Source organism: Viridibacillus soli (assembly GCF_016612995.1).
In the GTDB taxonomy this organism is placed as follows: domain Bacteria; phylum Bacillota; class Bacilli; order Bacillales_A; family Planococcaceae; genus Viridibacillus; species Viridibacillus soli.
Window position 1 is genome coordinate 108861 of record NZ_JAEOAH010000008.1, and the last position, 11843, is coordinate 120703.

The following is an 11843-nucleotide window of genomic DNA, read 5'->3' on the forward strand; positions in this document are numbered from 1 at the left end:
GGATGCGGTTACAAAATAAGGTTGCAATGATTACTGGTGGAGCGAGCGGAATTGGTTTAGCAGCAGTAAAACGATTCGCAGAAGAAGGGGCAATAGTTATTATTGCGGATTATAACGAAGAAGCAGGGAATAAAATTGAACAGAAATTCATTGGAGCTGGTTATGAAGTGGATTTTTATTCTATTAATGTAACCAAACGAGAGATTGTCAACGATGTAGTTGCAAAGGTGATTAACAAATATAATAAGATTGATATTTTAGTAAATAATGCAGGTATTACAAGTGATGCAATGTTTTCGAAAATGACGGAAGAACAATTTGATCAAGTAATCGATGTTAATTTAAAAGGAGTTTTCAATTGTACCCAAGCAGTTATCCCGTCCATGGTAGCACAAGGTTATGGGAAAATTATTAATACATCTTCTGTCAGCGGTGTCTATGGTAATGTTGGTCAAACAAATTATGCTGCCACAAAAGCAGCGGTTATTGGAATGACCAAAACTTGGGCGAAAGAACTAGGCAAAAAAGGAATTAATGTAAATGCAGTTGCGCCAGGTTTTACTAGAACACCAATGGTCGAAAAAATGCCTGAAAAAGTATTAGAGAAAATGGAATCCATTGTTTCCTTACAACGATTAGCGGCTCCAGAAGATATCGCCAATGCTTACCTATTTTTGGCTTCAGATGAAGCAAGCTATATTACAGGCCACGTATTACAGGTCGATGGTGGAATTATGATGTAAGGGAGAGGAATCATGTATAGTGAGCAATCATGGATTTTAAAAAGAGCTGCCATTACTCCCAAAAAAACAGCATTGATCGATATTGCTACCTCCAGGAGTTGGTCCTATAAACAATTAGCCGATGAAGTGAAAAAGTGGGCAATGTTTCTAAAAAACTGTGGCTTACAAAAAGGGGATCGGGTTGCCGTGATTGCGGAAAATAGAATAGACCTATTTGCCATTCTTTTTGCAAGTGCCATAGGTGGTTATGTCTATGTCCCATTAAACTGGAGACTAAGCCATACAGAACTGGACTATATTCTTGACGATTGTACACCAACATTATTATTATACGAGCATCAATTTATGAAGCTAACTGCAAATAAACAGCATATGAAGGCGTATCCAATTACAACTGAGCATTTAGTAGGGCATTACGAATTACCAACAAATAATTGGAATTCAAAAGATCCTTGGTTAATAATCTACACGGGGGGGACAACCGGAAAGCCAAAGGGTGTTGTCTTATCCTATAATGCTGTAAATTGGAATGCCTTCAATACAATTATTAGCTGGAATATTAGTAGTGATGACTGCACATTAAACTATATGCCTCTTTTTCATACGGGAGGGCTGAATGCATTATCAATTCCAATATTAATGGCTGGAGGTACCGTTGTAATCGGAAGTAAATTCAATCCCCAAGAAGCAATTCGAGCCTTGAATATTTATCATACAACAATTTCGTTGTTCGTCCCTACAATGTATCAATCTATGATTGATACAGAAGAATTCAAGAGAACAACTTTCCCTACTATAAAAGTTTTTTTATCAGGTGGTGCGCCATGCCCTATTACTGTGCATGAAACCTTCTTACAAAAAGGATTACCATTTAAAGAAGGTTATGGATTGACCGAAGCTGGGCCCAATAATTTCGTTATCCAACCAGAGGATGCCGCAAAAAAACTAGGATCTGTTGGCAAGTGTATGCAATTTAATGAAGTTAAAATTCAAGCTTCGAATGGTCGAGAATGTCAACGTGATGAAGTAGGGGAACTATATATTAAAGGAAAGCATTTGTTCAGCGAATATTGGAATAATCCACAAGAGACGGCTAAAACGATTATCAATGGTTGGCTACGTACTGGTGATTTAGCGAAGATGGATCAGGATGGGGATATTTATATCGTAGGACGAGTAAAAGAAATCATTATTTCAGGGGGTGAAAATGTCTATCCTCAAGAGGTGGAACAATGTATTATCACTCATCCAAAAGTGAAAGAGGTCGCAGTAATAGGAATTGCTGATCGTCACTGGGGTGAAATCGTTACGGCTTTTATCGTATCTGATGATGCATTTAATAATGTTAAAGAAATTCAAGACCTTTGTAGAAGTCATCTAGGTAGTTATAAAATCCCTCGGTATATTTATTTTATCCCTGAACTACCAAAAACACATGTAGGGAAAATTGATAAAAAGAAACTTCAAACGATCAAAATGTAAACGGCCTGTAGATAATTAACGGATTCGAATTTGAGGTGTAAATAACCATTAAAAAAGAGGTGCAATTAGCACCTCTTTTACATTTATTTTAGCGATTAAATTAGCACCTAAATTGGGTATCTTTTAATAATCCCATTATCTAGCTAAATTGTCTTTAATGCTTCCTGAAGTTTTTCCACTACCCTTGATAAAGCTAATATTGAATTTGTTGTATCAAATTCTTCAATATCCAAGGAATGATTTGCATTTTGGACAATCTCTATTTTTAAATTTGAGTTACTTAATTGTTCAATTTGATTTGAACTGAAATGAGGGTCTTTGTCTCCGATGACTAAAAGCCCCTGATGTTCGCTATTCAAGATTGAATCAAAAATCGAATCGAACTTTAACAATGGAGTGAATAAAATCATTTTCGACTTTGAAAATTCATTTCTTTTCATTAGGTCATTAGCAATTGGAATTGTTCCAAGTGATTTACCTAAAAAAATGGTTTCAGTGTATTTACCATTCTTAAGAACATCCAAAATGACTGGGTTAATATCATCCACCATTGTTTTGGATATTTCATCGAGAGTTGTTTTCAAAAAATGTTCTCCATAAGAGTAATGGATATGAACAACATCAATTTTGTTTTGAAGCATTGCCATAGTTGCATAATAAAATAAGGGCTTATCGTAATTGTAACTTGAACCTGAGAACATAAAGCAAATTATTTTGGAGCCCATTTCAATATGTGTATAGTTAATTTCTTTACCATTCGTTTGTATATTCTTTTTATTTACTTCCACCATTTTCCCCTCCGAATGTGTTTGTGATTTTATAACATAATTTACCGATATTTTATAAAGGGATATTCTTACCATAACGTGGTCTTCTTTATAATCATCTCCCACAATAAAATAAACGAAGTACCAACTTCTCTTTAATAGAAATCGGCACTTCGTTTTTTCGTCATACATTATCGTGCCACTTTTGGCGGTTGGCACACGTCACATTTACGTTGGTTATTGATTTTATATTTCTTAAATGTTTTTTCAAAGTTACTCCCACATGCACATTTAAATAGTAACTTTTGAGAATAAATTTTTGCTTAATTATATATTATTATTTTAAAATGTAAGTTTAAAATTATTTATAAATAGCGGAAGAGTAGTTATCGTTATTCCAGTTATTTTCTCATGCTTCTTCATTATATTCTCAAAAGCACTATTCACAGGATTTTCACAGAAGATATGGCTATACTTCTTCATAGAGATTCAAATAAAATAGCCTCTGAAACTGAAACCGTATAAAGACACTTATTGAAAATGATGTCGTTAAGAAAAATGCAGCTAATAATGGAAGAATCTATTACTTAGATCCAGATGCTTGCAGGTGGTGGTACCCAATCTGAGAAAATGAAAATCGCAAATAAATTAGAAGAGTTTGATTAATTCAACTTCACGTAAGTAGAAAATCCATGAGGTAATAATCCTCGTGGATTTTTTTCCAAAAACATTGATTTTGCGAAGGCTAAATTTTAGTTTTTTTAACTAAAGTGTATGTCAATGTGTGAGATTTCTTCTGTATATAATATAAATGTTCGCAGGATACTTTAAATCAAAACTTATTTCATAGTTTTGTATAGTTAAAAGACAAATAGAGCTATTTAAAATTTGAACTTTTAACATCTGTTCGCTTATAACTCTTAAAAGAACGAATGTTCTAAATGTTTTAGGGAGATTGAATATGAGTGGTGTAAAATGGTTATATATTTCTACAGAAAATAAAATTTATAAAGTTCCTAATCCTAAAAATGGGAAATTTAAAGAAATAAAAGAGCTTTCAGAGCAAGATGTATTAAAGGTCATGTTGTATTACAAAATAAAAAATAGAAGACCAGATAAACTAGTAATGCTTGAATTTGACCGGATTACTCTGGACTCAGAAGGTGTATATGAGTTGACTGATAAGAGGCAAAGTAAGGTGCTACAAAATGCATTTCAGTTTATTTATAATAGATCTCAAGAATTGGCAAATAACAAATCACCATTTGAATTGCCTCTAGCACCTAAGGTTCCATCTAATAACGAAAAAATAGCTTTATATGAATATTTAAATAAGAAATTTCCTAACTTAGGAAAAGATGCTCCAGCAATCGTGGAAAATGAAATAGGATCACTAAAAAAATAGATCAAAAAAAATTAATATAATTAAGGAAGAAGCTAATAAATTAAGAAAAAGTAATGAAAATAAACTATTATATTGTACTTTGAATCAAAAAAGTTTTATTGAAATGACGGATGATTAAGGAGTGGGGTGTTTTGGATTACAAAACCATGGTAGAAGAGAAATTCGGGAAACCTTTAAAGGAAGTTATGTATGAAGTTTGTGTAGGAAAAGGGTTGGAGAAGTGGGATGGTGCTAAATTACTAGGTGTTTCAGTGATAACATTTACAACTTGGCGTTCAAAGTTTGGTTTCGGACCATTGTAAATTCAAGCAGATAGAGCCGACAAAATGAGAAAAGGAACAATTAACAAGTATGAAGATAACTAAATAATATTAATTTAGAACGACTATTTGAGCATGAAGGAAATTCACTAAAAGTGTCTAAAGAACTTAATGAAAGAAATTTAGAATTAGAAAAATATAAACGTACAATTCAAGCAGTAGGGAAAACTTCGGAAATAGAGGTCTCATTGGAAATTGGAATACTAGAGTCAACTCTAAAGTCAATAATCCAGTTTGAGAGTGGTAAACTATATGATCAATATATGTTTAAAGTACGATATTTAAAGTGATTTAAATTAAAATATATTTATACTAAAACAAACCCACTCATTTTGATTAAGCGATACTCAAAACGGCGGGTTTTTTAATTTTAAAAGTGTATTTTTGCATTTAAAAACTTAATGAGTTTGTATTAATTATAAGCTTCTTAAATGATGTTGAATTTTTAATTTTAATCTAGAACGTTAATCCTTAGGGGAATCCTAGATATAAGCCTACAGTTGATTATAATAATTACCCTAATGTTGATAGTATCTCCTTTGCAAAATTCACTATCATAACTTATTGAAGTAGCCACATCTTTAATGGTCCAAGCATTTCCTTTGTATGATGTCTACGAATTTGGTTTAAGTACTCTGTAGGAGAAACACCTATAGCTCTCTTAAAGCTTCTACAATACGAATTTGGAGTCAAATTTGCCATCTGAGCTAGAGTATTTCTGCTAATTTTCTAATTAAAGTGATTCTTCATGTATTCTATGCTTTGTTCAATGCCATTGCTTGTTGCGGTAACATCAATTCTTTCTAAACTTTCATAAGCATAATGTAGCAATTCTTGTAGTTGAAAGAATAATAAATTTCTGTCAACAGTTTCGCCAATATTTTGGCGAAATAACTGAAGTATTCTTCGGTTTCATTCCGAAGTTTAGTATTTTATACATATTTATTGTAAATTTGTACAGATCTATCCTGATAAATTGTTATAATAGTTTTTTTAGAAATTTAAAATTAATAAATCCGATATTCTTTTTTGTGATAAATTCTTTTATGTAATGAAGTAGAGGTGAACCATAGGTGAAGCAGGTGTTGGTAATTAAGAATGAACGGTCTTTAGCAAAGAAAATCGTAAGCGGCCTAAAGCAAGAAGGCTATTTCATTTTAACACTTCACAATGAAAATAAAGGTTTAAATATAGTATATGAGCAAGATTGGGATATTATCGTATTGGATTGGGATTCGTTAAGTATATCTGGACCGGAAATTTGCAGACAAATACGGGCTGTTAAAACGACACCGATAATCATTGTTACCGACAATGTGTCCAGCAAGGATTGCATAGTAGGATTACAAGCAGGAGCAGATGATTATATAAGAAAACCATTTGAGAAAGAAGAATTAGTAGCAAGGATAAAAGTTATTTTAAGAAGAGGGGACGGTATCCAGCCAAACGAGACTAATTTCTTTCGGTTTAAAGATCTCTTCGTTGATGCATCCCGCAATATTGTGACAAAAGGTGGGGAAAATCTCCCGCTTACTAAGCGCGAGTATGACTTACTTTTATTTTTAATCAAGAATAAAAATAAAATATTGAGCCGTGAAATGCTTTTGAATCAGGTTTGGGGATATGACGTAGCCGTCAATCCAAATGTAGTGGATTTATATATTGGGTATTTAAGAAAAAAGCTAAAGTGCGAGAAGAAAGACCGATATATTCAAACAATCCATGGCAGGGGCTATTCAATGATTAAATAGTAAAAATAATAATAGGTAAAGTAAAGTACAGTTTGTCACAGTAATCAATATCAAACATAATTGAAAAAACACGAGTATAAACAGTTTTATCCAGTTTTTCTCGGTTTTTTTTGTTCTATAAAATCCGATATCTCAACAGTTTCTGAAAGATATTGAAGAGACGGAAACCATCAAAAGAATACTTCACGTATTACTTTTTTGTATCCAATCTATGCTTGATGCAAAAAGCAACTTTATTTATTAATTTACATCCTTCACAAGATTTTCACATAATTAATGACTATACTATTTCACAGGACGTCCAAGTGAAAATGATTATCAATATCGACTGAATAGGGTAGCAATTACTATCCAATTCAATCTATAGAGACTTCATCATTTTCAAAATAAATTACATCATAAGGAGTATACGTATGAAGAAATCTATGTTTTTAAAACTTGTTGGTATTATTGCAGTTTTGACTTTGATGTTAGTAGCTTGCTCAGATTCAAGTAATCAAACTAATCAAGAGTCAAAGTCTAATGAAGATAATGGAAGTAAAGAGGTTGCTAAGCCTACGACGGTTGAAATCACTGATGCCCATGGAACTGTTACTGTTCCTGTAAACCCAAAGAATGTAGTTGCTTTGGATAATAGAACTTTTGAAACTTTAGCTGATTGGAACATTGACTTAGTAGCTGTTCCAAAGGATGTAATGCCTGCAGATTCACCATATGTAAAGGATGATTCTGTACAAAATGTTGGAAATCACCGCGAACCAAATCTTGAAATTATAGCAGCTGCAAACCCTGATCTTGTAATCGTCGGTCAAAGATTTGCTAACTATTACGAAGATATCAAAAAATTAGTGCCAAATGCAGCTGTTATTGATCTTAATGTTGATGTTTCTGAGGAAGCTGCTACGCCTGGGGAAAACTTAGTAAATGGAGTTAAAAATTCTACAATTGCTTTAGGACAAATTTTTGATAAAAATGAAGAAGCTAAGCAAGTGGTAGCTGATTTTGATAAAGTTATCGAAAATGCTAAATCTGCTTATAATGGAACAGATAAAGTTATGAGTGTTATCGTTGGTGGTGGGGATATTGGTTTTTCAGCTCCTCATTCTGGACGTGTTTGGGGACCAATGTATGAAATTTTCGGTTGGGTTCCAGCATTAGAAATTGCCGATTCTACTTCAGGTCATAAAGGTGATGAAGTTTCTGTTGAAGCTATTGCACAAAGCAATCCTGATTGGCTTTTCGTATTAGATCGTGATGCTGCAATATCTGGTGAAGAGGATTCAGTTCCTGCTCAGGATGTTATTGCTAACTCACCTGCTCTTCAAAAAACAACTGCTGTTTCTAAAAAACATATTATTTATGCACCAGCAGATACTTACACGAATGAATCAATTCAGACTTATATAGAGTTATTTGAAAATCTTGCAAATACTTTAGCTAAGTAGTGTGAAGGAGTTTGAAATAGTGCCAAAAAATATAATTTCTAGGGTTGAGAATTTTTCTCAACCCCAGTTTTATAACTACAATAAGATATGGACAAAACCTTTTAAATTAGCGATTATAGTTGTTATTATTTTAGGCATTATATCTCTGTTTACTGGAGTTTATGATATACGTGGACAAGAGGATGGAATGGAGATGTTTTTCATAACTCGTGTTCCGAGAACAGTTGCATTAATGCTTACTGGAGCTGCAATGTCAATGGCAGGACTCGTAATGCAACTGATTACACAGAATCGTTTTGTTGAACCTACTACAACAGGGACTATTGAATGGTCAGGTTTAGGGCTGCTTCTTGTTTATTTATTATTTCCTGCGCCGACTTTAGTTCTAAGAATGACTGGTGCAATCATTTTTTCTTTTATAGGAACTATGATTTTCTTTTTATTTTTACGAAGAGTTAAACTTCGTTCGTCTTTAATTGTTCCGATTATTGGATTGATGCTTGGAGCAGTCATTTCTGCAGTATCCACTTTTATGGGACTCCTTTTTCAAATGACGCAAAGTATTGAAACTTGGTTTGTAGGTTCTTTTGCGTCTGTTCAAGTGGGGAGATATGAATATTTATGGCTAATTGTTATCGTTACTTTGCTTATTTTTATGTATGCTAATAGATTGACTTTAGCTGGATTAGGAGAAGATATAGCAACAAGCCTTGGAGTTAATTACAATAGGATTGTTCTTTTGGGGACCGCCCTTATTTCTATTGCAGTTGGAATTGTTGCAGCTGTTATTGGAAACTTACCTTTCCTGGGTTTAATTGTCCCAAACATTGTTTCAATGTATAGAGGCGATGATCTTAGGAGTAATTTACCTTGGGTATGTGTGATAGGAATGGGGACTATAACTGCCTGTGACATAATTTCTCGAACAATTATAATGCCTTTTGAAGTACCTGTTTCTTTAATACTTGGAACAGTGGGGGCAGTCGTGTTTATTACTATCTTATTGAAACAAAGAAAACCAAGGAGGCTACGATGAGCACATTGGAATATAGAAATAGAGAAAATGTCGAAATCGATTCTAGCCTTCATAATGAAAATAGATCAGCTAGGGCTTTTCGTTCTAAGAAGGAAGAAAGGCGTTATTGGATTTTGCTGATAACATTGATTGCTTTGGGCATCCTTTCTTCATATGGACTTTTAGTTTATAACAATCCAATTCCGATAGATTCCCCTTCTTTTATCCCCGTTGTTAAGAGAAGGATAGTAGCTCTTGTTGCAATGATTATTGCTGCAGTTTGTCAGAGCTTGTCGACTGTTGCTTTCCAATCGATTACGAATAATAGGATTATAACTCCTTCGCTTCTAGGTTTCGAATCACTTTACTCAACAATTCATACTAGTACAATATTTTTCTTTGGTGCTAGTGCATTGATAAATTTTAGTGGGATTGGATCATTTTTATTTCAAGTTGTTGTTATGGTCTTGATGAGTTTGATACTTTATGGATGGTTACTTTCTGGTAAATACGGGAATTTACAACTGATGCTTTTAGTTGGAATTATTATTGGCACTGGGCTAAATTCTGTGTCAACTTTCATGAGAAGACTACTTGCGCCTTCGGAATTTGATATTTTACAGGCAAGATTGTTTGGTTCTGTTAATAATGCAGATTCTGCATATTTTCCTATTGTAATTCCTATGGTAATAATTGTAGCATTATTACTTCTTGCTCATTCTAAGAATCTAAATATAGTGTCACTAGGAAAGGATGTTTCTACTTCTTTTGGAGTTAAATATCAATTTAATGTAATTTATACGCTTGTATTAGTTGCTATTTTGATGTCAATTTCAACAGCTTTGATTGGACCACTTACTTTCTATGGCTTTTTAGTAGCAACTTTGAGCTATCAGGCGGCGTCAACTTATGATCATAGATATATTTTTCCAATGGCTCTTGCTATAGGATTTTTGATAATAACGAGTGCATACTTTTTGATGTATCATGTATTCCATGCTCAAGGTGTAGTTTCAGTTATTATCGAATTATTTGGTGGAATAATATTTTTAACTGTAGTTTTAAGGAAGAGGGCTTTATGATAAAAATTGATAATGTTAAAAAGTTCTATACTGATAAGGTAGAAATAGGACCTTTGGATATTGAAATACCAAAAGCGGGTTTTACTTCTTTAATTGGGCCAAATGGCGCTGGAAAGTCTACGACACTTTTGATGATTGGAAGACTCTTGGATATGGAAGAAGGTCAAATTCAGGTTGCGAATATGGATGTTTCTGAATCCAAATCAAAAGACTTATCAAAAATTTTGACTATATTGCGCCAAGAAAATCATTTTGTAACTAGGCTAACTATTAGACAACTAGTTGGATTTGGACGTTTTCCTTATTCAAAGGGAAGATTAACATTAGAGGATGAGGTTATTATTTCTAAATATATTGATTTTTTAGACTTAACTGATTTAGAGAATAGATATTTAGATGAGCTTTCTGGTGGTCAAAGACAAAGGGCATATGTAGCGATGGTTTTGTGCCAAGAGACTGAATATGTACTTTTGGACGAGCCTCTAAACAACCTTGATGTTGCTCGTTCTGTTCAAATGATGGAGCATTTGAGACGTGCGGCTAATGAATTTGGAAGAACAATTCTGACTGTTATGCATGATATAAATTTTGCAGCCAAATATTCTGATAGAATTTGTGCTATGAAAGATGGACAAATTGCCGCTTTTGGAACAGTAGAAGAGGTTATGGATTCGGAAGTTTTGACAAATATTTTTGAAACGAAAATAGAAATTATTGATGGTCCTTATGGGCCAATAGCTATTTATTAGTTAAAAAATTTTAAAGATTGAAGTATGTCATATAGCTCTTAATTTCTCGTTTTACTTCTTCCCTGTTTCGTAGTCTTTTAGATTTGTTTCATCGTGCGAGATTGGCTTGTTGTAGGTAATGCACAACCATAGCAAGGGAAAGAGCTGCAAATAAACTCATTGGAATACCCCTGATATTTGTTAATTAATAGATAAGATAATTAACTACTTATTATGAATTTCAATAATTTGTAAAGAGTCAAACTTAAACTAACGGGGGCTTTACTTGAAGTTCATTGAGTTGCATATGCAGCTCTTTTTTCTTTATTGAACTAACGGGGCAGTTTAGTTTAATAAGGAAAATGTTTATAATGTGTAATTTTTCTGATAAATAGGATTTTTTTCAGGAAGAACGTTAATGTATTAGCAGAAGAGGAAGATTTCAGGGGTTCGAGGAGTATTCTAATAGTATTGGACGAGTTGATATGATGTGGGCTGTATTGTTAGGAGCATTATTAGAAAAAGCCGATGTCCCATATATAAGAGAACATCGGCTTTTCACTATCTAAACAAACTCATAAAAGATCCTAATTGTCTCATCATATTATATCCATTCTTTATGGTACCGGCGTGACCCATAAGTGTGTTTAGATGGTTCAGCAGGTTTCCTAAAATACCTGGAGATGAATTGTTAGGGGATATGAAAGATGGGTTCCATCTATTGTCGTAAGTTTGGCCAAACTGTCGTCCTTGGTAAGGTGCTCCAAATCGTTGTCCTTGATAATGAGAGCCAAACTGTTGTCCCTGATAAGGAGGGCCAAATACTTGTCTATTTCTTGGGGGAAAGGATCTTCCAGGAACTGGTGAAAAAAGTTGCATATACTCACCTCCTAATAGAGTAACCTATCAATAATATATGGCAGTATGCTGTTTGGAATTAGACTTTAATGAAACTATTATTTAAGTACACAAAGAGCAGAAACTTGGGTACATAAAAGAAGGCTATGAGTTTACAACAAACTAGTACGCGACCTAATACCACAAGTCATTGAAAACTCAGGCAGCAAATTCACTACACGCACCCTAGATCTTACAGAACACTTAA

At 33.5% G+C, this 11843-nt stretch carries 12 protein-coding genes and 1 pseudogene; 10 read left to right on the forward strand and 3 right to left on the reverse strand.

The genetic code is table 11. From position 1 onward, the window contains the following. Positions 1–2: 2 nt before the first annotated feature. Both fabG and JFL43_RS09240 read left to right on the forward strand, forming a co-directional pair. The gene (gene fabG, locus JFL43_RS09235) at positions 3–743 is read left to right on the forward strand and encodes a 3-oxoacyl-ACP reductase FabG (RefSeq protein ID WP_200748811.1); all 741 of its coding nucleotides are present in this window, start codon (positions 3–5) and stop codon (positions 741–743) included. Between the two features lie 12 nt (positions 744–755). Beyond that, positions 756–2225: a class I adenylate-forming enzyme family protein gene (locus JFL43_RS09240; protein ID WP_200748812.1), complete on the forward strand. Its 1470-nt coding sequence runs from the start codon at positions 756–758 to the stop codon at positions 2223–2225. A gap of 143 nt (positions 2226–2368) precedes the next feature. Here JFL43_RS09240 and JFL43_RS09245 read toward each other — a convergent pair whose 3' ends face one another. Next, the gene (locus tag JFL43_RS09245; protein WP_234447688.1) at positions 2369–3016 is read right to left on the reverse strand and encodes an alpha/beta hydrolase; all 648 of its coding nucleotides are present in this window, start codon (positions 3014–3016) and stop codon (positions 2369–2371) included. Positions 3017–3953: 937 nt separating this feature from the next. Between JFL43_RS09245 and JFL43_RS09250 the strand changes: the two genes are divergently transcribed. Both JFL43_RS09250 and JFL43_RS09255 read left to right on the forward strand, forming a co-directional pair. Then, positions 3954–4397, forward strand: coding sequence for a hypothetical protein (locus JFL43_RS09250; RefSeq protein ID WP_200748813.1), 444 nt, complete (start codon positions 3954–3956; stop codon positions 4395–4397). Between the two features lie 131 nt (positions 4398–4528). Then, positions 4529–4699, forward strand: a complete 171-nt coding sequence (locus JFL43_RS09255) for a hypothetical protein (RefSeq protein ID WP_200748814.1) — start codon at positions 4529–4531, stop codon at positions 4697–4699. Positions 4700–5278: 579 nt separating this feature from the next. Here the strand turns inward: JFL43_RS09255 and JFL43_RS23460 are convergent. Further along, positions 5279–5419 carry a hypothetical protein gene (locus tag JFL43_RS23460; RefSeq protein WP_407701970.1) on the reverse strand — a complete coding sequence of 47 codons (141 nt, stop codon included), beginning with the start codon at positions 5417–5419 and terminating at the stop codon, positions 5279–5281. A 371-nt stretch (positions 5420–5790) separates the two neighbouring features. Here JFL43_RS23460 and JFL43_RS09265 point away from each other — a divergent pair, with 371 nt between their 5' ends. From JFL43_RS09265 to JFL43_RS09285, 5 genes are all read left to right on the forward strand, one after another. Beyond that, the gene (locus JFL43_RS09265) at positions 5791–6468 is read left to right on the forward strand and encodes a response regulator transcription factor (RefSeq protein WP_200748816.1); all 678 of its coding nucleotides are present in this window, start codon (positions 5791–5793) and stop codon (positions 6466–6468) included. A gap of 413 nt (positions 6469–6881) precedes the next feature. Beyond that, positions 6882–7913 (forward strand): siderophore ABC transporter substrate-binding protein, encoded by a 1032-nt coding sequence (locus JFL43_RS09270; protein ID WP_200748817.1) that lies wholly within the window; start codon positions 6882–6884, stop codon positions 7911–7913. A 19-nt stretch (positions 7914–7932) separates the two neighbouring features. Continuing rightward, complete coding sequence (locus JFL43_RS09275) at positions 7933–8949, forward strand: ABC transporter permease (RefSeq protein ID WP_200748818.1); 1017 nt, start codon at positions 7933–7935, stop codon at positions 8947–8949. Continuing rightward, positions 8946–10010 carry an iron chelate uptake ABC transporter family permease subunit gene (locus tag JFL43_RS09280; protein ID WP_200748819.1) on the forward strand — a complete coding sequence of 355 codons (1065 nt, stop codon included), beginning with the start codon at positions 8946–8948 and terminating at the stop codon, positions 10008–10010. Before JFL43_RS09275 ends, JFL43_RS09280 begins: the two co-directional genes overlap by 4 nt. Then, complete coding sequence (locus tag JFL43_RS09285) at positions 10007–10759, forward strand: iron ABC transporter ATP-binding protein (protein WP_200748820.1); 753 nt, start codon at positions 10007–10009, stop codon at positions 10757–10759. Before JFL43_RS09280 ends, JFL43_RS09285 begins: the two co-directional genes overlap by 4 nt. Positions 10760–11299: 540 nt before the next feature. Here the strand turns inward: JFL43_RS09285 and JFL43_RS09290 are convergent. After that, on the reverse strand, positions 11300–11617 hold the full coding sequence (locus JFL43_RS09290) for a hypothetical protein (RefSeq protein ID WP_200748821.1): 318 nt from the start codon (positions 11615–11617) through the stop codon (positions 11300–11302). A gap of 156 nt (positions 11618–11773) precedes the next feature. On the opposite strand from JFL43_RS09290, the pseudogene JFL43_RS23465 reads away from it, so the two are divergent. Next, positions 11774–11843 (forward strand): annotated as a pseudogene (locus JFL43_RS23465) (nucleoside triphosphate pyrophosphohydrolase); the annotation flags it as partial.